Source organism: Pseudomonas nabeulensis, assembly GCF_004682045.1.
Lineage (GTDB): Bacteria > Pseudomonadota > Gammaproteobacteria > Pseudomonadales > Pseudomonadaceae > Aquipseudomonas > Aquipseudomonas nabeulensis.
The window spans coordinates 63,271-83,923 of record NZ_QUZT01000021.1 but is presented as its reverse complement, the minus strand read 5'-3'; the positions used below and the strand labels follow the sequence as shown (position 1 = coordinate 83,923).

General features: G+C 55.8%; 16 protein-coding genes and 1 tRNA gene. 5 read left to right on the top strand and 12 right to left on the bottom strand.

Features of this window, described 5'->3' with window-relative positions; translation table 11 throughout:
• Positions 1 to 131: 131 nt before the first annotated feature.
• Complete coding sequence (locus tag DYL61_RS13445; protein ID WP_135308700.1) at positions 132 to 1,544, bottom strand: UvrD-helicase domain-containing protein; 1,413 nt, start codon at positions 1,542 to 1,544, stop codon at positions 132 to 134.
• Positions 1,537 to 3,294, bottom strand: coding sequence for an ATP-dependent nuclease (locus DYL61_RS13440; RefSeq protein WP_135308699.1), 1,758 nt, complete (start codon positions 3,292 to 3,294; stop codon positions 1,537 to 1,539). The genes DYL61_RS13445 and DYL61_RS13440 overlap by 8 nt, the downstream gene beginning before the upstream one ends.
• Before the next feature lie 277 nt (positions 3,295 to 3,571).
• Between DYL61_RS13440 and DYL61_RS31900 the strand changes: the two genes are divergently transcribed.
• Positions 3,572 to 4,030, top strand: coding sequence for a DUF7256 domain-containing protein (locus tag DYL61_RS31900; RefSeq protein WP_420825075.1), 459 nt, complete (start codon positions 3,572 to 3,574; stop codon positions 4,028 to 4,030).
• Positions 4,031 to 4,637: 607 nt separating this feature from the next.
• Here DYL61_RS31900 and DYL61_RS13430 read toward each other — a convergent pair.
• Positions 4,638 to 5,549 carry an HNH endonuclease family protein gene (locus DYL61_RS13430; protein ID WP_135308698.1) on the bottom strand — a complete coding sequence of 304 codons (912 nt, stop codon included), beginning with the start codon at positions 5,547 to 5,549 and terminating at the stop codon, positions 4,638 to 4,640.
• Positions 5,550 to 5,558: 9 nt separating this feature from the next.
• A complete protein-coding gene (locus tag DYL61_RS31590) occupies positions 5,559 to 7,739 on the bottom strand; it encodes an AAA family ATPase (RefSeq protein ID WP_238704560.1) in 2,181 nt (726 codons plus the stop codon).
• 122 nt (positions 7,740 to 7,861) lie between these two features.
• On the opposite strand from DYL61_RS31590, the gene DYL61_RS13420 reads away from it, so the two are divergent.
• Positions 7,862 to 8,617, top strand: coding sequence for a hypothetical protein (locus DYL61_RS13420; protein ID WP_135308697.1), 756 nt, complete (start codon positions 7,862 to 7,864; stop codon positions 8,615 to 8,617).
• A gap of 581 nt (positions 8,618 to 9,198) precedes the next feature.
• Here DYL61_RS13420 and DYL61_RS13415 read toward each other — a convergent pair.
• The 5 genes from DYL61_RS13415 to DYL61_RS13395 form a co-directional block, all read right to left on the bottom strand.
• Entirely contained in the window at positions 9,199 to 10,992 is a 1,794-nt protein-coding gene (locus tag DYL61_RS13415) for a DUF2326 domain-containing protein (RefSeq protein ID WP_135308696.1), read from the bottom strand.
• The gene (locus tag DYL61_RS31760; RefSeq protein ID WP_135308710.1) at positions 10,979 to 11,227 is read right to left on the bottom strand and encodes an ABC-three component system middle component 8; all 249 of its coding nucleotides are present in this window, start codon (positions 11,225 to 11,227) and stop codon (positions 10,979 to 10,981) included. The genes DYL61_RS13415 and DYL61_RS31760 overlap by 14 nt, the downstream gene beginning before the upstream one ends.
• Entirely contained in the window at positions 11,211 to 12,176 is a 966-nt protein-coding gene (locus DYL61_RS13405) for an ABC-three component system protein (RefSeq protein WP_135308695.1), read from the bottom strand. Before DYL61_RS13405 ends, DYL61_RS31760 begins: the two co-directional genes overlap by 17 nt.
• A gap of 545 nt (positions 12,177 to 12,721) precedes the next feature.
• On the bottom strand, positions 12,722 to 12,985 hold the full coding sequence (locus tag DYL61_RS13400; protein ID WP_135308694.1) for a type II toxin-antitoxin system ParD family antitoxin: 264 nt from the start codon (positions 12,983 to 12,985) through the stop codon (positions 12,722 to 12,724).
• Between the two features lie 261 nt (positions 12,986 to 13,246).
• A tRNA-Ser gene (locus DYL61_RS13395) sits at positions 13,247 to 13,336 on the bottom strand.
• Between the two features lie 336 nt (positions 13,337 to 13,672).
• Here DYL61_RS13395 and DYL61_RS13390 point away from each other — a divergent pair.
• The 3 genes from DYL61_RS13390 to DYL61_RS13380 all read left to right on the top strand — a co-directional run bounded on the left by DYL61_RS13390 (position 13,673) and on the right by DYL61_RS13380 (position 16,406).
• Positions 13,673 to 14,365, top strand: coding sequence for a crotonase/enoyl-CoA hydratase family protein (locus DYL61_RS13390; protein WP_135308693.1), 693 nt, complete (start codon positions 13,673 to 13,675; stop codon positions 14,363 to 14,365).
• 213 nt (positions 14,366 to 14,578) lie between these two features.
• Positions 14,579 to 15,301 (top strand): 1-acylglycerol-3-phosphate O-acyltransferase, encoded by a 723-nt coding sequence (locus tag DYL61_RS13385; protein ID WP_135308692.1) that lies wholly within the window; start codon positions 14,579 to 14,581, stop codon positions 15,299 to 15,301.
• Between the two features lie 133 nt (positions 15,302 to 15,434).
• Complete coding sequence (locus DYL61_RS13380; RefSeq protein ID WP_135308691.1) at positions 15,435 to 16,406, top strand: magnesium and cobalt transport protein CorA; 972 nt, start codon at positions 15,435 to 15,437, stop codon at positions 16,404 to 16,406.
• Here the strand turns inward: DYL61_RS13380 and DYL61_RS13375 are convergent.
• From DYL61_RS13375 to DYL61_RS13365, 3 genes are all read right to left on the bottom strand, one after another.
• Entirely contained in the window at positions 16,403 to 17,116 is a 714-nt protein-coding gene (locus tag DYL61_RS13375; RefSeq protein ID WP_135308690.1) for an amidotransferase, read from the bottom strand. The two genes, DYL61_RS13380 and DYL61_RS13375, sit on opposite strands and share 4 nt — an antisense overlap.
• A gap of 114 nt (positions 17,117 to 17,230) precedes the next feature.
• The gene (locus tag DYL61_RS13370; RefSeq protein ID WP_135308689.1) at positions 17,231 to 19,375 is read right to left on the bottom strand and encodes a 3-hydroxyacyl-CoA dehydrogenase NAD-binding domain-containing protein; all 2,145 of its coding nucleotides are present in this window, start codon (positions 19,373 to 19,375) and stop codon (positions 17,231 to 17,233) included.
• A 16-nt stretch (positions 19,376 to 19,391) separates the two neighbouring features.
• Positions 19,392 to 20,597: an acetyl-CoA C-acetyltransferase gene (locus DYL61_RS13365; protein ID WP_135308688.1), complete on the bottom strand. Its 1,206-nt coding sequence runs from the start codon at positions 20,595 to 20,597 to the stop codon at positions 19,392 to 19,394.
• Positions 20,598 to 20,653: the final 56 nt, after the last annotated feature.

The window sequence follows — 20,653 nt, the reverse complement described above, 5'->3', positions numbered from 1 at the left end:
GAAATAGACAGGTGGCACAAGCCATGCCGGGAGATGAGGATACCTCTCAACGGCCCACACCCACCCAAACAATCCCGTCACAAACGGGGGTACCGACGGGGGTAAAATCGCCAACACTGTCAATCCGACACCTACCATTTCAGTATCGGCGAGCTTGAGCAGATGACAAGTTGCTTGCTGCCGCGGGTCATTGCGACATAGAGGTTTTTTGCATTCATCTTTTCTGGCTCAAGGATGACGGCTACGTCCGCCTCAAGTCCTTTCAACAACAAGGTACTTCCTACAGACCTAGGACGCATCATGCGAGGCATATGCCGAAATCGCTCCCGCTCCCTCATCGCCGCAGCGTGAAAACTCACCGCGTCGCTCGCTGCCCGTAACGCCTTTATGCATAAGCGCATGATGTCCGGCCGGAAAGCAAAAATACCAGCGGTACTGTAGAAGGCATCCAGCATATTGGCGGCACTTCGATAAGTCGGGGCCCGCAAATACGCCAGTGCAATCTCTTCAATGTTACTTGCCTGAGTTCGCGCCCTCCCGGCATGTAGCGAATGAGTTCGAGCAATCAGCTTTTCTGGCGACAGTCCAGACAGCAAGCTGCCAAAATAGCTTACCGCATCGTCCAGGGACGTTTGGGTACGAGGATCAAACATCCCAGCAAACTTCATGAAGTCCACCATATCATTGGCTTCAACCATTGTCGCACGAGCTCTGCGAGCGGTTTGCCACTGACTTTCCTTGTTTTTTGAGTCTGCAATGATAAGAGTTGTGCCTGCAAACTTTCGCTTTGCTGTGGCGAGACGTGTTTCGTTCATCTGGATCGCCGAACCTTCAAGACGAACCCACTCAACCCCCTCTGGAGCTTTGGAAAGATCAATAGAGCCGCCAGCTCGACTCAGTAACGGTCTCACGGAATTGAGAAGCCAATTGCCAAGCTCTGGTGCACCTGCGTTGTTCCAACGCCAAGGTTCCGGCTTCCACGTCAGAGGGGGAAAAGCACCAACCACATCTTTGTGCCAATTCACAACTGGGCCAGCGAAGTCAAAGATGACCTGAAGAGGGTCACCCAGGACCACCGTCGGAAGTAAGTTAGCAAGCGACAGAATCATCTCGTGCTGCAAACTTCCGCAATCTTGGTACTCGTCCACAATGACCCGTGAGTATGTCGCCGAGACGATCTGATCAGCGTGCCCGGCCTTCAGGATGTCCAATGCGGCCTGCCGAATTGCTGCATAGTTTGCGCTGTTTCCTTGCACCCGAAGAACAGCCGGCGCAAGACGCGATCTCTGAGGAAAGCACTGGACCAAGCGAATGGCCCAACTATCCAGCGTTGCCACACGTGCTGCACTGCCGTGCACGCCTAGTGCCTTCAAACGCTGCTCAAGTGCTGCCCTCCCCGCATTGGTATGTGTCAGTACTAGGGCAGGCTTGCTATCGTCGCTTCTCAGGAGAGCAGAGGTGATCAGCTGCGTTTTGCCACATCCCGCAGGTGCACTGACGCTCGCGCGGCGGAACGTGAGGATGTCCAAATCACCGTCACACATCGAAGTGCCTGAACAGTGCAACGATCGGTTTCTTGAGCTCAGGCTTAGCGTCCTTTATCCAAGGGCCAACCACTTTTTCTCCTACCAACTCCATCTTGCTGATGGATTTGAACCAGCCTTTGCGACCCGGTCCAACCTTGGAGTCCTTTGTTGAAAGCTTCGCTGCCCTCCCCAAAAACGCCCGTTCTTCGTCTTCGTACTGGGCATCGCCACGCACAAGATCTAACACACGCTCCAAATCGAGCTTCTTCTTCGAAACCTCCTCCAGCGCACCACCAACCAACTCCTCCGAGTTGAGTTCAATCGCCAGTTCAATGAGATCGTCCACCCCATGGTCAGGGAGCCATCTGAACAAGGCCTCCTCAAGAGCTAGAGAATCGCCCCAAGTACAAACCGTAACACCATCTGCTTCAGCAGCCTTTCTTGCCTTTGCGGGAATGTCCACATCTGCGTCCAAGAACGCCTTGGTTCGGTAGCCCCACTGCGCGAAGACCCGCGCCCGCTCCAAGATATGCTCTGGACTCCTGCCTCCGGCATCGACAAACGAAGTCGCGCTTGCATACGCCGATTGCCTTCCTTTCGACACCAGGTATCGATCAATGCCTCGAAGGAGCCCGACCTCGCTAGCGCCTTCACAAACGATCACAGTCTTTGCAAGGAATGCCTCCGGGTAGAGACGAGCTACCCCCTGGATTGCGTTCTCGCTACTGACCAAGCGCATCTGGTGCTGTCCGACGTCAACTTTCCGAACTATGACGAGTTGATCACCACTGAGCTCCCTCACCACCACTGCCGAGTGGGTTGTCATGAAGACCTGGAACGGGACATCTGTATCCTTTGACCCGAGGGAGTGCAGTAGGCGGATCACGCGATGAGGCTCAAGCCCATGTTCGACCTCATCAACCAACAAACAGCTTGCTGCAGATGATGCCTCACGGTGAAGGGCTGCCAGCAACAGGCGGCTGGAGCCCGTGCCAAGGTTGCGCAAGGGCACTCCACCGTCGGAATGCAGCGTAATCGCCCCATCAGAGAAAGAAAGCGCCTCCGCATCCAGCAAAGCCTTTGCTTTCGCGCCGACGTCAACGCCCATCTCTTTTGCTTTGGTCGTGACTAGATCAAGCATGTCACCAATGTTGGCGCCAGCCTTGTCACCAAACGCGAGCCGAGCTTCTCTTGCCGCCGACACCAGGTCATTCCCGACAGCAAGCTTTTCTTCTGATAAGCGCGCCAATACAGAGCTTCGGCTCCATGACAGATTAGTGCTCGAGTGATTGCCTATGCGGCTCGGTGCAAGAATTGCTCTTTCCTTCCACGGCAACTGCCGTTGATAGGGATCAGACTCTGTCCGCTCCGAGTACAAGCCCCGCTTGGGGTCCAAGTCGTCTCCAACTACCAGCTGAAACGTCAAAACGACCTCAAGCCCATCACCGGGCTCATCTTCAACACAGCCGCTGGCATTATTGAAACCACGTAGCACGTCACCCAGACTGTCTAGGTCCATCAAGTGGTCTGGGAGCGCACCGACTGTCACTCTGATGATTATCGGCTTGGCAACATTCATTCCAAAAAAGTCTGCGTCCGAGAAATCTACATTGCGGCGCACCGACATACAGACTTCGATTGCATCCAGGATTGAAGTCTTCCCGCTATCTCCGGGCCCGATGAGGCAATTGATGCCTTCGTTGGGAGCCCAACTCAGCTGTTCAATGCCTCGGAAGTTCTGAATCTCCACATACCGTATTCCTGCCATTCCCTGAGCTCCTGTTATACGGCCAGATATCAATAACGGAAGAATACAGGCTTCCTACACGCTTTTGCGAAGCATAAGCAGTTCGTGCAGATGTTCTGCGATGACGCTTGGGCGCCATCTAGGCGGACACGCAAATCAACATGTGAGCGAGTTCATCGTCCGCGTATCGCCTAAGTAGGAAAAGCCGCCCTTTTCGTACCATTCCTATTGCCCTCCTCCCGTTACCGCGACACGCTGTGAAAGCCTCGCCACACAGTTCTGCGTGCTGCATCACACTATGCCAGCCTCGGACACCCGCCTCGACTACCCCAGCCTTGCCTTGCTGCGTCCAGGCCACACCAAGGACCGACTGCAAGCCGCACTGGGAGCGTCGTGGTCAGCCCCCTGTGTGGACGATGACGGTTGGTGGCGACCCGCCAGGTACTCAGATGGCTTTATGGCACGCATAGGGGACGATGACCGGTTATTGTCAGTTTGGTTCTACGGTAACTTCTCCATGCGCTGCCAGGTGGAGGGACTGAACATGCGACTCCCCCTCGAGTCTGCCTTGGGGCGAAAGCCACAGCTAAGCAAGCTGGAAACAGCATCGGGCCCACGCAGTGAGCTCTACTACATGAATTGCGTACAGGGTTATCGCCTCATCGTGCAGTTCAATCAAAACCGGATCCGACGCCTGTTCTTAGAGGCACTCGGTCAACCGAGCCGGGCACTGCCGCCGCATCTTCGCCACCTTTGAGCGAGCCCATTGCTCAAGCATCGAGTGGCGCAAAATGTAAAACAAGCATTACGGCACAACCAGATAGCCCCGCAGGCGAGCGGCAGCTTTCAAACCCAATTAACCAGCACACGGCGTGAACAACTTTGAAACCAACAAGTCTTGATAGATAGCAAGTGCGACATCATAGTCAAGCTTGTGCGCCGAATGGGGTACCGCCGTGATGATTCGGCCTAGCTCCTCAGGACTGTAGGAGAAGTTCTGTGGAAGCTGAAGGCGTCTTTTTGCAGCGCCATCCGCAGCGTTACATTGATTGCACAGTACGGTGCGGGGAAATCGCGGTGCGCACCCGGGATAATCACCTGCATGGTCATGATGCGTGTTAACGATTGCCACCCAATCCATGAACGCATTGGGCGATCTTGGGAAACGCTTACTCCATCGCATAATTTGAAAACGACTTCTGCGGCAACTGATGCAATACCAGTCAGGGCCAATTTGCTTCCATAGCTGATGATAGTGAAGCCCGGTGTGGCTCAGGTACTCGTCAAGCGTCGGCACTCGGATGACCATAGGAACCCCATCTTTCAAACTTCAATCGAACAGCAGCTATTCCATCTACCCACACTTAGATAGCTGCCAGTCCCGGATGAGTCGAAAGCTCAGCCACGAAATCGTCAATGAACTCTTGGACCAGCATAGAATACCGCTTCTCCGGCTGCTGCATCCGTCGCATCACCTCCACTCTCCTCATGATGCGAGCGATACGAGCTGCAGAGATCCCCTGAGCCAGCTCTTCCTCAAGCTCACTGAGGATCTCCACTCTCTGAAATCGCAGCTCGGTCAACACCTCAGTACGTGTGCGGACCAGGCTCGCACGATTGAGCGCAAAAACATTGATCGTCGCGAGCGCGCGGTTGGCCACATTCGCCGTTGAAGACTTCGCAATCGCCACACTGAAATGGCCCGCTCTGGACCACCCCAGAAATGAGGCAGGATCATCGACAGTCGGATCCAGCAAGTCTGGAGCCTCATCCTTGAGCCTATGGGTTGTGTCAGTAGCACGCTTGCCCGAGACTGGAAATTGATTTGCCTTCCCATAACTGCTCTTGGACTTCTTCAATTGCGCTGCCTTGAACTCTTCCTCGGTCGTATGTTCGGTAACGAGGTGATGGCAGAGGTTCTTGTTGCAACCCGGGCACGCGGGCAGTAGGTTCTCCCAGCTGTGGGCCAGCCACCAGTAACCGAAGTGCAAAGGATCCTCCGTCACCCCACCTTTGGGCCGGAAGTGTTCCACTTCCAAGCTATCGCCAAGATGGGATTCGCAGTAGGCACATTTAGCTAGGAACAACTGCCGCAATGCATGCTGAACATCGTAACTTTTATAGGCCTTGAACGTGAAGGCGGCTGGCCTCGGCGACTGCGTCGGGTCAAATGTCGCATAGAACAATTCAGCCGCGTCCTTTTCGTCTTTCACCGCTGCAGAGGGCTTGCTTAACGAATCCGGCTCTGCGATGTCCTTTCGATTCACGTAGCGCATATCTGATCTCTAATCCGCCTTAAGGGCTTCAATCACTGCCGAGACGGCGTCCGCTCGCAGCGTAGCAAGAGCCGAACCACTCCGGCGCTCTCGTTCCTCCAGGTACTTAACCATCGCCTCCTGGACGATCTGCTCGCTCTGGCTATTCCCCACCACCAGCCGCCTCACCACCTCCATAGCCGCGTCTGACGGCGCCACCTCTTGTTCACCAAAAGTGTTGCGGCGCGCGACATCACCAGCCATTCGCGCTAACGCAAATTCGGTCCCAGGGTCCGCAGTGCTGGCAAGTCCAAAGTAGTCTGAAGTCAGCAATTGTTCGGCGCTCATCCCTGAGATGGTGGGTAAGTCCTCAACTTTCTGTATGTGTTTTTTATCATCGCGCTGAAGCACGATGACTTCTCCGTCATCCATCCCACGCAGGCAAAGTGGATCATGTGTCGTCACGATGAACTGGACACGAGGCAGGACCCGGCGCAGCGACGTCATAACCTGCATTTTCCAGCGCGGGTGCAGATGCGTCTCCAGCTCATCAATCAACACCACTGCCTGAGCCTGTTCGAGATTTCCCCAGTGGTCTAGAAGCTCACGAATGATATCGACGGTCATGACAAATACGGACCGATAGCCCTCACTCAACGCATCAATGGGCGTCACTCGCCCATTCGCGCGCACAGCAAGAAAGTCCGGCTCAACAATCAGCTCGTCCTCTTCGTTGAGTGCCAGTACAACTCTCAAGGCCGCCGCAACCGTATCGAAACGTGAGCCAGTTTGGGCACGCAGCCAATCCGCTGGATAGGGAATCGTCGCCAGGGGATCGAACAATGTCCGTACACGCGCTGCACCACCACGTGGGCGTTGGCGCTTTTTAGTGTTGAAGAACCGACGTGCACCGTACCCCAGGACGAGCATTGGCGGCTCCGCATCCCCCTCGATAAGTTGTTGGGAGCCGTCGAATAGAAACGAGGAATGGGCCGAAGAGAAGTGGAAATCAATACGGACTTCAACAGGCGGAGAGTCTAACTGGTCAAAGCGATCCGTCCCGGTGCTATGCACAAGCGTGGGTAGGAACCTTTTGAGCTTGCCCGCTTCTCGGCGGCCAATCAGGGCTAGAGCAATGGCCGCAAGGGTGCTCGACTTACCGGTAGAATTTTCACCAAGGATCATCAATGCTGGCGCACCCGACCGAGCCGAACGAGCTGGAGGCATTTCGATACCCAAACGGCTGATAGCCTTGAAATTCGATATATCAATGCGCGCAATCTCTCCATCCGCGATCCAGAACTCCTCTTTGTCTGTATCTACAATTGAAAAGATTGGCAACATACTGGGCTGATTCCGCGCATCCGCATCCGCCCCTTCTACTTGCCTGACGGCACTGGACAACTGTCTGTGCTGTGCACTACTTGCAGTCATCCATCGCTCAAAGAACCGGCTCACAAAGAGATCACCACTCCCTTTGATTGGGCGATCCGCTACGAGCCACGCCGCTGCGATCCGTTTAAGGATGTTGAGCAATGCACCAGAATGAGCCTCACCGCTGCTCAGCATACGCCGCAGCGCACCATCATCCTCATTTTTAAGCGAAGCAAACATCCCCTCAACAAGATACCTACGCTCGTACTCAAGATCGTGCCTATTGAGGTCGAACACCTCAATTGACTCCGTGCCCTTGGGTGAAAGTGGAACAACGCTGCCGTCACATAGGAACCGGAGACCCTTGTGAGGATCTTCTGCCGTAGGGTCTATAAGAAGCGCATCTTCACTTTCAACGATATCGTCAAATGTCGCTAGAAAGGACGCCCGTTGTCCCGCCACCGGAAATCGGTCGCCCTTTGACTTGATGCACCGACGGCAGCCGTAAAACAAATTTCGCCACTCAAATGCAATCCAAAGGTAGTAGTTCTTGTCGAGCCCCGTACCCTCTGCCGCAAAACGAAGCGGCCGGAGATGGATTACGCCTCCATCGCGACCAATATGCGTCTCGCAGAACGCACACTTCTCATGGAAGACGGACGAAAGCTCGTCTCGTAATTCCGAATCAAAAAAGATGTCATCATTCAGCGGGTCACGTCGCTGGCGCCGCTCCTCAGGTTCGCGCCGCAGGTAGGCGAGCACCCGGTTGCGCTCGCTCTTGACGTGGTCGGACCTCAAGAACCGCGGAGACTCCTTGGGCCGGTTGATCCTTCGCATACTTGCTCCTTGGCACCACGGTTATGACTACTCTGGTTGCTGTCAGGCATCCTGACAGTTGGCGGTGGTTACAATATCAGTCCGTGGGAGCGGCGGACCAGGAGGAAAAGGCGCTTGCCAGCATGAGCCAAGAACAGGTGGACAGCTTCAAGCAATTTGCAGATCAGATTTCAAACAGCACGGGCTACAGCGGTGCGATAACGAACAGTACCAGTGAGGCACAAGACCTGAGTACTCGGCTTGCGACCAGCGCTTCCCGCGCAGAGCAGACACAAGCAAGCCTGACCGAGCGCGTAGCTTATGCCGAACGCATGTCCTCGGCCTACGAGCAGGGCGAATCAATCGCCATTGACGTCGCGCAGGATCCGCACAATCTGGCCATGTTCATGCGCTATGCCGGACAGTATGGCGGCAACAGTGCGGCGGCCAAGGTGATGATGGACGCCGAACTGGCACGCCAAGCCCTGTCACCTAACCGAGTGTTCTCCGATGGCACCGCAATGCCCACCTCGTTCGGCGAAATGAGCAATCGTCACCACACAATGCAGCAGCAAGTGAACCAACAGAGCGATCCCACCAGCACATTTGCTCAACAGCGACGTGCCGTCGCAGGCTGGAACAATGCGCTACCAGAAGCACCACCGGCATTCAGCACGCCCGTCCGGGAACAAGTGCAAACGCGTGCTGATGAGATGCGCGATCAAACCCAAACCGACCAAGCAGGCTTTGACCGCCGCGCGGATCTGGTAGACACCGATGACGGAACGCTCGCGTCGAACAGGTCGCAGGTGGAGCAAGCCGCAAAGCAAGTCAGCAATGATGGTCGCTCCACCTTCAAGCGCGCGAAGGATGCCGTGACGGACCTATTTAAAAAATGATGCGACTACCACTTATGTGGAATGTGGGACCGCTCTGCAGGCTCGTGCTCAAAGTTCTTCGGGTTTGAAAAAGGAGCGTGCCACTTATCTCGCCAATAGTTGGTCGCGTAGTCATTCGCATGAATGCCAGATCCCGTTGGCCGATGGATCTCGTACCAATCATGGGCATCAGGCTCCGCCTTACCTCGACCGATATCCGCTGCCGCCCCCCTATCGCGCCAGCGAATATCATGCTGATGCCCATCATCAACAAGCGCGTGAGCCAATCGTCAGGCGGCCCCCAGAGAAAGCCGAACCCGGCGCCTACGAAAAGAAAGCTGAAGAAGATCAACTTACGCATCGCACACCTCCGATCAACAGGTTGCAGATGCGAGCTGGACGGCCACAGGAGGTGGGCGAAAAGCACATCTGCCATCGGCGTTTTATACGACGATGTCGCCAATGCTTCCAGTGAACCAATATCAAGTTACAAAAACAGTGATCGACATCGCCGATTCAAGAGCGAAAGCAACCCGTACAGATCACCAACAGGGTGAGGCTAAAATACGCGCTTCTCCGCTCCACCGACGTAGGATAGGCACCTACCATGTCCGCATCTTGAAAAGGCGACCTTGTTCACCCTCATCGTTCAAGGACAGTACAATTTCATCATCCGAGAACACTGGATCTTCACCAATGCGAATAGGAAGATCCGAATCAATCAAAGTAATGACTGGCTGCAGTCCCAATTCAGCGTATCGATGAATAACCGTTAACAGGTTCTCTTTTTTGCGATCGTCTAACGACTCGAATACACCATCGTGATAAACAAAGCGCGGGAACTTCTCATCGATATAGGCGCGCAGCACTGCCATGTCAAAAGCAATGCAGAGCAGCTTACGATAGGTATGCCCCTGGTCAGCACTGGTAGCATTGCCTGACTCATCCAAAATCTCAGCCTTGAATTCCAGATGTCCTTGCTGGTTTGGGGATACGCTCAACAGTGCTTTGCGATCAATAACTTCCTCAACGATTTCATTAAAGTAGACACGAATCACCGAAAACAGGCTGTCCTGCGTCGAGTTTTGACGCTCAACATCTTCTTCAATCTGCGTCTGCAGATGGCTCCGCTCTTCCGTCAACGTCCGGATCTCAGCCCTCAGTTCCTGCAGCCGATGCACGAAGCCACGCTGACGCTCAAGTGAAGTGATGTCCGCACGCAGCAACACCATCTCATCAGCCACCTGCTTGTATTTGGTGAAGACATCGGTGCCGCTCAAAAACGAAAGCATCTCCGAACGCTTCTTCCCGAGAGTGTTGAGTTCCGCGTTCAAACGCTTCAACTCTGCCTCAATCTCGACCCGCTCTTCTTGCAAGTATCCGCGGCGTTCTTCTGTGATGGCCTTGTTGAACGCAATCAGCTGCTCAAAATCCTTTTTGATCTGATTCTGAAAGAGCACTCCTACTTCGCTGAATAATTGCTGCGCCTCATCAGGATTGAACAGAATTTGATCGTCCTCCAGCGACAAAAGAATTTTCTTTCGATTTTGACTCAACGAGTAACGCTCTGCGTTCAGCACAGAAATTTTTTCATCAATCCCTTCAACTAGCAGCTTAGTATGGTCCTTGTCTTGGGAGCGAAAATCGAACGCATCCAGCAGCTTCTGCTTTTTATCAGCATCGTTTTTCTTAAGAAGCAGAATGCCTTCAATTTTACTGACGTCCTCAACAGAACCGCCAAGCTCATTTTTTATCGTCTGAGCTATTTCCTGCTTTTTCGCCAACTCTTCTTCTTTGAGGTAGTGCTGAGAAATCAGCTGCGCATTGAAGCCCAGCAAATGCGCGAGAAACGGCTTCCAATCGGCATGTTTGGACGCGAACTTGCGAAGCTGAAAAACCTCACGATAGTCCTCTTGGGCGCGCAACAAGTATCCCAGACCTTTGCGGTATGACCATGGTTTCAAGGCTCGCCAATCAAGCAAGCCATCCAGCAGGTCCCGCGCACGGTCAAATGGGACATCGTAGTGATCCCATTCAGCAGCTTGCAGCAATGAAAGATCCTGCTTACCCGCCTCATGCTTCTTGAAAGCGATCTTCGTCGCATCCTTCACGCCACGCCGCACAGTGATAAAGGAGGCGTCATTCAACTCGATTTCCAAGAAGAAAACGAAATCCTTGAATAACTCAGAATGTTTGAAGAGGAAAAACTTAGCATCGCGCCCAGACAAAAAACCGAAGTCGAGCAGACGCCCAAGCGTAGTCTTTCCAAGGTTATGGGTATCTTTGGCCTTATTCTCGGGCAAACGAATCTCGGCCAGGACAACATTAAGCCCTTCAACAAACTCCACCGGAGCAAACAGCTCCGGTTTATTAGTATAGATTTTAGAGAGTTTCATTCGGACCCACGTATTCCACGGCATCTGTTTTAGGGCGATAGTCAACAAGCCCCAGTAGATAAAGAAAATTCAATGCTGGCAAAAACAGAACATCACCACCGGTGACTGCTTTTTTCGCATATCTTCGCAACGCATCATACTCGTCGACTCTACGCGACCTCAGCCGCGCGAGTATTAGCAATGAGACATTGATCACGGTGCGATCTGGGTGGGAGTGTTTAGTCGGTCTCAGCATCATCCACCTCACCGATGTCGCAGTTCCAGTACATGTAGAACAGTACAGCTCGCGTAAGCCGTTTATGCGCGTGCTGACGCAAAACAGGATCGCGACTGAACAAAAGATCAATCAAGTACTCCATAACCTCATCGAAGGTCTGATAGTCCTTACGCTTTGCGATGACCTTGAATTGAAACTCGTCAACTACAGACTCATATAGGTGAAGCAGCTCAAGGTTTTCCGGCGCAGCCAAAAACGCACGTATCTGGGCAGTTTCTTTTAGGAAACGTCTGCGCTGTGCCTTGGCATACTCCGCACTCATATTGTTCAGCGCATTCTTTGTTTCATAGGAGACTCGCGCAGTAGGAGGGTCATCCAACAAGGCACCTACCGCATCCTTATGGCTTGCGAGTGCTTGAACAACTTCAGCCAGATCATCCGGACTGACAATTAATGGGCAATCGATTGGGTCGAGGTCTGCCAAGGCCGCGACTTCCGGAAATACCTTAAGAAATACTTCCAGCTGCTCCAAACCGCACAAATAAATAGATGACTCCGGCAAACCGCACTGAATCGAGATATGCTTGCGGATCTCACTTTCGGCATTACCGGCAAGACGTCGATTAGCAAACAGCATGTAGTGATCTAGCTGTTTTTTAGCCCGCAGATTCTGAATCCGGGGAAGCTCTTTATTCAGTACGGTATTGGCAGCTTTAGCACTGTAAAAATCAGGCTCGGAAAAATTCCGATTGTACCCATTGGTATGCTTGGCTTGAATGATGGTCGTACCTATCCAGGGTGCAGCCTTGCTAGGGTGCAACTCGGCGGTACCGACAAATTTCGCATCACGCCCTCCGTCCGGACCTTTAGCAAAGCCCTGAACGGAAATGCCAAGCAGCCGTTGGCACAAGAACACGATAAGGCTCTCGAACTGTGCATCACTTAGGTCTTCATAGGCGTACTTCATCGCGCTTCCATGGCGAAAGAGTTTGAGTAAATTTTCCGTGCAACCTCAAAACTCAGAATACTCGTAGCCATTGCCTTCTGGCCTCCCAGGATTCAGATCGACGCCTCGGACAGCAAAGCACTGAGAATGCGAGACTGTCAGGGTGCAGTAATAGCGGCTTGAAGCGATCATGGGCTCGCAGAGCATCGTCGAACCGTGGATAGAGGAGCATCGACCCACTTGTTCAGGCCAAACGTCAAATTTACCTGCCGTCACTCCAGAACACAATGGCTCCTCCTGGCCCTTGGCAGAACTCAGATGAATGGCAACCTGTTGACTCTGCTTGATTTTTAAGAAGGTCAAGTGCCACGAGGGGCTCAATAGATCTAAGCTATAAGCCCGGGCCTGCTCGCGCAAGCAGCACTACAGAAAGCAACGCGCTCATGCTTCAGACTCCGGCTGCAATGGACCTAGACTCTTGCCCCAGCTTACAAATGGCCCGGGATGTTGAGGCCTGTCAGCCCAAGCACGTGCCGATATCTTGCAGATAGATCACTCCACCGACATCAGTGCCGGGACTTGGCCAGCTCACGCACGTGCGCCTCGATTTCGTCGAAAACCTCGTCGACCAGTCGCGATTGTCCGTTCTGCGTACCCTCGGCCAGCGCCGCCTTCAACTCCAGCGTCCTGGTCGCAAACTGTTGCTGCTGCTCTTCCAATAGGCGCAAGCCTGCTCGGATGACCTCACTGACGTTGTTGAAGCGCCCCGTGTCCAGCTGCTGCTGAACAAAGGACTCGAAATGCGAACTCAAGACAACGCTGGTGGACATGTGGCTCTCCCGTGACGACCCTAACTACCAATAAATAGTAGTTTTCCGTTCCATTGCCTTCAAGCCGTTTTTATGAACGCAAGCGAACGTGCAGCTCTGCCAGGGCGGCGATCCATTTCACGCCCAGACTTTCCTTCGTACCGGCCCTAGGCGCCCCCTCAAGTCCTGCCACGAACGGGGGTACAGACGGGGGTACGTTTTCAAATCGCGGGCAAAAAAAATCCCGCAGAGCTTCTAACTCGCGGGATTTCTTCAAGAATTTGGCGGTGAAGGAGAGATTCGAACTCTCGATACAATTTCTTGTATACACACTTTCCAGGCGTGCTCCTTAAGCCACTCGGACACTTCACCGTATCTCGTCAAACCAGTTCAGTCTGTCGAGGCGCGCTAATGTAGTCGAAAGCCTTTCTGATGGCAAAGGTTTTTTTCAGAATTTTCATGCGGTTAGCTGGATATGCCGGAACACGTGCGCCAAAGGGTGATGATTCTGCCATTCTCAGGCATCACGGGCCGGCGTCTAGAACGGTTACTGCGCCGTGCCGTAGGCTGCGCAGCGTGGGGTCGGCGGGAAAAGTCTGACTGGGTAGTCAGTCATCGTGCTTTACCGGGGCGGGCGTGGTGGGTAACGTCTGCGCATGCACTGCTATTAACAAGCCTTCTATAACAAATCCTACAAGGAACCGCGTCATGAGTGAGTTGATTGCTTACCACCTCGAAGACGGTATCGCGACCCTGACCTTGAGCAACGGCAAGGTGAATGCCATTTCTCCGGCGGTGGTCAGTGCGTTTAATGAAGCGCTGGACCAGGCGGAGAAAGATCGGGCGGTGGTGGTGATCACCGGTACGCCGGGGATTTTGTCGGGTGGTTATGATTTGAAGGTGATGACGGCCGGCCCGAAAGAGGCCATCGGCCTGGTGACGTCCGGCTCGACGTTGGCGCGGCGGTTGTTGTCGCATCCGTTCCCGGTGATTGTGGCGTGCCCTGGGCATGCGGTGGCCAAGGGTGCGTTCCTGCTGTTGTCGGCGGATTATCGGATTGGTGTGGAAGGCCCCTTCAGCATTGGCCTGAATGAAGTGGCCATCGGCATGACCATGCACCATGCCGGGATTGAACTGGCACGGGATCGTTTGCGTAAGTCGGCGTTTCATCGCTCGGTGATCAATGCCGAGATGTTTGATCCGCAGGGCGCGTTGCAGGCCGGTTTCCTGGATAAGGTGGTGGCACCGGAAGAGCTGCATGCCGCAGCGCTGGAAGCGGCGCGTCAGCTGAAGAAGATCAATATGAACGCCCACAAACACACCAAGCTGAAAGTCCGTAAGGCACTGCTGGAAGCGTTGGATGACGCGATCATTCAGGATCAGGGCCATATTCTGAGCTAAGCCCTTACAGCCTCCACACCAAAGCCCGATCTAGTGTCGGGCTTTTTCTTACAAACAAATCCGAAACCTCCTTAGCCGCTCTAGCCGGGTGGTATCCGTATATGTTGAAACATGTGCTTAAACATCGCCTATCTCCTCCCTCTGCCCGGCTAATTGCCGAATACAGTGCACATCCGTACACTGCGCCACCTTTTGTCCGGATAGGCCGTGTCGATGCTGTTTCTATTGCGTATGTTGTTGATGGGCCTGCACTTTATGATCGCCGGTGTGCTGGGCGTATTGATCGGTATCTGCCGGCCATTCAATCCGGACAACAGCCGCTTGTGCGCTCGCCTGTACGCCCTGCCGGCCATGCGGATTCTTGGGCTGAACGTGAAGGCCGATGTGGACTCACTGCGCAACAAGCCCGGCACCTGCGTGGTCATCGCCAACCACCAGTCCAACTATGACCTGTTTGTGTTTGGCAACGTGGTGCCGCACCGCACGGTGTGCATCGCCAAGAAGAGCCTGAAATGGGTGCCGCTGTTCGGCCAGTTGTTCTGGCTGGCGGGCAATGTGTTGATCGACCGTGGCAATGCGCACAAGGCACGCCGGGCGATGTTGACCACGACGCACACGTTGCAACATGAGGACACGTCGATCTGGGTGTTCCCGGAAGGTACGCGCAACTTGGGCAAGGGGCTGCTGCCGTTCAAGAAAGGCGCGTTCCATATGGCGATTGCCGCCGGGGTGCCGATCGTGCAGGTGTGCGTGAGTAATTACGTGACGCAGATGAAGCTCAATCGCTGGCACAGTGGGGATGTGCTCATACGGTCGCTGGCGCCGATTCCTACGGCTGGTATGACGGCGGATGACGTCCCGGGGTTGATGCAGGCGTGTCAGGCGCAGATGGACGCTTGTATTGCGCAGATGGATCGGGAGTTGGGGGCGGCCTGATTGGGGGCGCTTCGCACCCCAGCGCGAGCAAGCTCGCTCACTACAAAAGCCCATCACAACGACGGCCGCAATGGAACGTCATTCAGGCTAAGCTGCCCAACACCTGTCCTCCCAATAAGAAGTGATCAGCACCATGGGTAGAGTTGTTGCGGCCGCTGTGTACAGCGCCGGTAAGAAAGTCACGGATATCACCCTTGACGAAGGCGCCGCCTGGGCCGCCAAACCCGACCACTTTGTATGGATCGGCCTGGAAGAACCCAGCGCCCAGGAACTGGCCAACCTGCAACGCCAGTTCAACCTGCATGAACTGGCCATCGAAGACGCCCTGGAAAAACACAGCCGTCCCAAGCTTGAAACCTTCGGCGATGCGCTGTTTATCGTCACCTATTCACCGGTGCGCGAGAACGGCAAGCTAGAGTTTATCGAGACCCATATCTTTGCCGGCAATGGCTACATCATCACCGCACGCAATGGTCACTCGGCGTCCTACGGTTTTGTGCGCCAGCGTTGTGAGGCGCGGCCGTTGTTGTTGGAGCACGGGGAAGATTTCGTACTCTATGCGCTGCTGGATTTCGTCACCGAAAACTACCAGCCGGTCAGCGAAGCGATCCATGCCGAGATCGATGAGCTGGAGCGCAACGTGCTGTGCAGTTCGCTGAGCGAAGGTGATATCCAGAACCTCCACGGCCTGCGCCGCGATGTGCTGCGGCTCAAGCGCTATGTGGCGCCGATGGTGGAGATCAGCCAGGAGCTGCAGAAGCTGAGTTTCCCGTTTATCGACAAGAACATGCGCCCCTACTTCCGTGATGTGCAGATCCACGTGACGCGGCAGATGGAAGACCTCACCACCCTGCGCGATATGGCCAGCCAGACCATCGAGATCGGTGTGTTGCTGGAGGCGTCGCGCCAAAGCGTGGTGCAGCGCAAGTTCGCCGCGTGGGCGGCGATCCTCGCGTTCCCCACGGCGGTGGCGGGAATTTATGGGATGAATTTCCAGAACATGCCCGAGCTGCAATGGCACTACGGCTACTTTGCGGTGCTCGGGTTTATTGCGGTGGGCTGTACTGGCCTGTGGGCCAGCTTCAAGCGCTCGGGCTGGCTTTAGGCCTTGTGGGCCACGAAGCGCATCATCCATTCCGCCACGGTGGCACCGTGGTGGTCGCGTTCCAGGCTGGCGACGCCGTCTGTGTAGACCTTCTCCCCCAGCGTCGTCTGAAGAATCTCCAGCAACTCGCGGGAATAGTCCTGGATAAATTCCGGATGCCCCTGGAAGCACAGCACCTGATCGCCAATGTGGTACGCGGCGAACGGGCAAAATGCGCTGGAGGCGATGACGGTGGCATTGTCCGGCAACGTGGTGACCTGGTCCTGGTGGCTGATCAATAGGGTCAGCTCCTCCACTTCCGGGCTCATCCAGGGCGCCTTGGCGTCCAGGGTGTAATCGTGGATGCCCATGCCCCAGCCCTGGCCGGCGCGCTCGGTCTTGCCGCCCAGCAACAGTGCCAACAATTGGTGACCAAAGCAGATGCCCAGCAGTTTGTCGCCACGCTCGTAACGTTCGAGCAAGTAGGTCTTGAGGGTCTGGATCCACGGATCGGTGCCGAAGGAATCGGCCTTGCTGCCCGTGATGAGGTACGCGTCAAACTGTTCCTCGTCCGCCGGGTATTCACCGTTGACCACGTTGTACACGACAAACTCGGCAGGAATCGGCTGCTTGGCGAACAGGCGCTTGAACATCTGCCCGTAACCTTGGTACTGATCGATCAAGCCTGGACGCAGGATATCGGTTTCCAGGATGCAGACGCGTAGCGACATAAAAAATACCTGACACGGCGATTGGAATAATGCACACCCAAGCCTGCCTTGAAACCCACCTGCAAAGCAAGTCCCGCTGTGGAAGGAGCACGCCCCCTCCCACACGTTGATTGCCTAAAAAACTGAGCCTTGCGCCGCCTTCTCGAGCAGTAATGCAGGCGGCGTAAAACGCTCGCCATACTGCTCCGCCAGATAACGCGCGCGGGCGATGAAGTCGTTCAAGCCGTACTGGTTGATAAACTGCAACGCGCCGCCACTCCATGCGGCAAAGCCAATACCAAAGATCGAACCGACGTTGGCATCCGCCGTGGACATCAACACCCCCTCCTCCACACAGCGCACGGTTTCGATGGCCTGGATAAACAGCAAACGGTCGCGCACATCCTGCGGCGAGATCCGCTGGTCAGGCCGTTCAAACCGGTTTTTCAGCTCAGGCCACAGGTGCTTCTGGCCACCGGCGGGGTAGTCGTAAAAACCACCACCCGCCGCTTTGCCCGTGCGCTTGTACTCGTTCACCAACAGATCGATCACCACGGTCGCCGGATGCGTCGGCAGCGCCTTGCCTTCGGCCTGCAGATCCTTGGCCGTTTGCTGTCGGATATGGCTCATAAGGCTGAGGGACACTTCATCCGACACCGCCAGCGGCCCCACCGGCATGCCGGCCTTGCGCGCCTCGGTCTCGATCATCGGCGCGGCCACGCCTTCGCCGAGCATGGCGATGCCTTCGTTGGTAAAGGTGCCGAACACCCGCGACGTGAAGAAGCCACGGCTGTCGTTGACCACAATCGGGGTTTTCTTGATTTGCAGTACGAAGTCGAAACCTCGTGCCAGGGTTTCGTCTGAGGTCTGCGCTCCCTTGATGATCTCCACCAAGGGCATCTTGTCCACGGGGCTGAAGAAATGCAGACCGATGAACTTGGCTTGATCGGGCACCGCCTTGGCCAATCCGCTGATGGGCAAGGTTGAAGTATTGGAGGCGATCACTGCATCGGCACCCACCACCTGCTGAGCCGCCGCGCAAACCCTGGCTTTGAGTTCGCGATCTTCAAATACCGCTTCGATGATCAGGTCACAGCCGGACAGGTCGGCGTCAGACGCCGCAGGATGAATCCGCGCCAAAATGGTTTCCCGCTGTTCAGCGGTCAATTGCCCACGGCTGACCTTCTTGTCCAGCAACGCCGCCGAATGTGCCTTGCCCTTTTCGGCTGCTGCCAGGTCGATGTCCTTGAGCACCACCTCGATGCCCGCACTGGCGCTGACATAGGCAATACCGGCCCCCATCATCCCGGCACCCAGTACGCCCACCTTGCCCGTGACACAGGGCGCATAACCTTGCGGACGCGAACTGCCCGCATTGATTTCATTGAGCTGAAACCAGAACGTGCCGATCATGTTTTTCGCCACTTGCCCCGTCACCAGCTCCGTGAAGTAACGGGTTTCGATCAAGTGCGCCGTGTCGAAGTCCACTTGGGCGCCTTCCACGGCGGCGCAGAGGATTTTCTCCGGAGCAGGGAAACAACCGTGGGTTTTGCTGCGCAGGATCGACGGGGCAATGGCGAGCATCTGCGCGACTTTGGGGTTGGACGGCGTACCACCGGGGATTTGGTACCCCTTGTTGTCCCAAGGCTGTTTGGCCTGTGGATTGGCCAGAATCCACGCACGGGACTTGGCCAGCAACGCGTCGCGATCCGCCGCCAACTCATGGATCAAACCGGCTTGCAGGGCCTGTTGCGGCCGCACCTTCTTACCTTCCAACAAATACGGCAGCGCCTTCTCCAGCCCCAGCAGGCGCACCATGCGCACCACCCCGCCACCGCCCGGCAGCAGACCCAAGGTCACTTCCGGCAGGCCGAGTTGCACCGATTTATCGTCCAGCGCGACCCGGTAATGGCACGCCAGGCAAATCTCCCAACCGCCCCCCAGGGCCGCGCCGTTGATCGCCGCCACCACCGGTTTGCCGAGGGTTTCCAGGCGGCGCAGTTGCGCCTTCAATTCGCACACGCCGTCGTAGAAATCCTTGGCGTGGGCCTTGTCGACCTTGATCAGCTCATTGAGGTCGCCGCCGGCAAAAAAGGTTTTCTTCGCCGAGGTGATGACCACGCCGGCCAGTGTGTCCTTCTCCGCTTCCAGGCGCGCCACGGTGGCGGCCATGGCTTCGCGGTACACGCCGTTCATGGTGTTGGCACTCTGGCCGGGCATGTCGAGGGTCAGCACCACGATCTGGTCCTGGCCTTTTTCGTAACGAATGGCTTGGGTCATGACAAATTCCTTGGGCTCAGAGGCGTTCAATGATCGTGGCGATACCCATGCCACCGCCGACACACAGCGTGGCCAAGCCGTAGCGTTGCTGGCGCACTTCGAGTTCGTCGAGCAAGGTGCCGAGGATCGCGCAGCCGGTGGCCCCCAGCGGATGGCCCATGGCAATGGACCCGCCATTGACGTTGACCCGCCCGGCGTCGATGCCCATGTCCTTGATGAACTTGAGGACGACAGAAGCAAACGCCTCGTTGACTTCAAACAGGTCGATGTCCTCGACCCGCAGCCCGGCCTTGGCCAGCGCCTTGCGCGTAGCCGGCGCCGGGCCGGTGAGCATGATGGTCGGATCGGTGCTGGTGACCGCCGTGGCGACGATGCGCGCTCGCGGTTGCAGGCCCAGTTCACGGCCCTTGGCCTCGGAACCGATCAACATCAGCGCCGCGCCGTCGACGATGCCGGAGCTGTTGCCCGGCGTGTGCACATGGTGGATGCGCTCCACGTGGCTGTAGACCCGCAATGCGGTGGCATCGAAGCCCATCTGCCCCATCATTTCGAAGCTGGGCTTGAGCTTGCCCAGGCCGTCAAGGGTGGAGTCGGCGCGGATAAATTCGTCGTGGTCCAACAGGACAATGCCGTTCTGGTCCTGCACCGCAATCAGTGACTTATTGAAGGAACCGTCTGCGCGAGCCCTGGCGGCTTTCTGCTGGGACTGTAGGGCGAAGGCGTCGACGTCCTCACGGGTGAAGCCTTCGAGGGTGGCGATCAAATCCGCACCAATGCCCTGGGGCGTGAAGTGGCTGTGCAGGTTGGTCTGCGGGTCAACTACCCAGGCGCCACCATCGCTGCCCATGGGCACGCGGGACATGGACTCCACACCGCCAACCACCACCAGGTCTTCGAACCCGGAGCGCACCTTCATCGCACCGAGGTTCACCGCCTCCAGGCCTGAGGCGCAGAAGCGGTTGATCTGCACGCCGGCGACGCTGATATCCCAATCGGCGACCAGGGCGGCGGTCTTGGCAATGTCGGCGCCCTGGTCGCCAATGGGAGTGACGCAGCCAAGCACAATGTCATCGACGTGATGGGTATCGAGGTCGTTGCGTTGGGCCAGCGCGGTGAGCAATCCCGCCACCAGGTTCACCGGCTTGACGCTGTGCAAGGCGCCGTCGGGCTTGCCTTTGCCACGGGGCGTGCGTATCGCATCAAAGATCAAAGCTTGGGTCATGATGTCCTCGAACCGCTGTGCGTGTGTGCCCCTACCTTAGGCCCGATTGACACGGT

Coding starts and splice junctions, on each gene's coding strand:
- DYL61_RS13445 (WP_135308700.1), bottom strand. CDS start 1,544: ATGTGTGACGGTGATTTGGACATCCTCACGTTCCGCCGCGCGAGCGTC.
- DYL61_RS13440 (WP_135308699.1), bottom strand. CDS start 3,294: ATGGCAGGAATACGGTATGTGGAGATTCAGAACTTCCGAGGCATTGAA.
- DYL61_RS31900 (WP_420825075.1), top strand. CDS start 3,572: ATGCCAGCCTCGGACACCCGCCTCGACTACCCCAGCCTTGCCTTGCTG.
- DYL61_RS13430 (WP_135308698.1), bottom strand. CDS start 5,549: ATGCGCTACGTGAATCGAAAGGACATCGCAGAGCCGGATTCGTTAAGC.
- DYL61_RS31590 (WP_238704560.1), bottom strand. CDS start 7,739: ATGCGAAGGATCAACCGGCCCAAGGAGTCTCCGCGGTTCTTGAGGTCC.
- DYL61_RS13420 (WP_135308697.1), top strand. CDS start 7,862: ATGAGCCAAGAACAGGTGGACAGCTTCAAGCAATTTGCAGATCAGATT.
- DYL61_RS13415 (WP_135308696.1), bottom strand. CDS start 10,992: ATGAAACTCTCTAAAATCTATACTAATAAACCGGAGCTGTTTGCTCCG.
- DYL61_RS31760 (WP_135308710.1), bottom strand. CDS start 11,227: ATGCTGAGACCGACTAAACACTCCCACCCAGATCGCACCGTGATCAAT.
- DYL61_RS13405 (WP_135308695.1), bottom strand. CDS start 12,176: ATGAAGTACGCCTATGAAGACCTAAGTGATGCACAGTTCGAGAGCCTT.
- DYL61_RS13400 (WP_135308694.1), bottom strand. CDS start 12,985: ATGTCCACCAGCGTTGTCTTGAGTTCGCATTTCGAGTCCTTTGTTCAG.
- DYL61_RS13390 (WP_135308693.1), top strand. CDS start 13,673: ATGAGTGAGTTGATTGCTTACCACCTCGAAGACGGTATCGCGACCCTG.
- DYL61_RS13385 (WP_135308692.1), top strand. CDS start 14,579: ATGCTGTTTCTATTGCGTATGTTGTTGATGGGCCTGCACTTTATGATC.
- DYL61_RS13380 (WP_135308691.1), top strand. CDS start 15,435: ATGGGTAGAGTTGTTGCGGCCGCTGTGTACAGCGCCGGTAAGAAAGTC.
- DYL61_RS13375 (WP_135308690.1), bottom strand. CDS start 17,116: ATGTCGCTACGCGTCTGCATCCTGGAAACCGATATCCTGCGTCCAGGC.
- DYL61_RS13370 (WP_135308689.1), bottom strand. CDS start 19,375: ATGACCCAAGCCATTCGTTACGAAAAAGGCCAGGACCAGATCGTGGTG.
- DYL61_RS13365 (WP_135308688.1), bottom strand. CDS start 20,597: ATGACCCAAGCTTTGATCTTTGATGCGATACGCACGCCCCGTGGCAAA.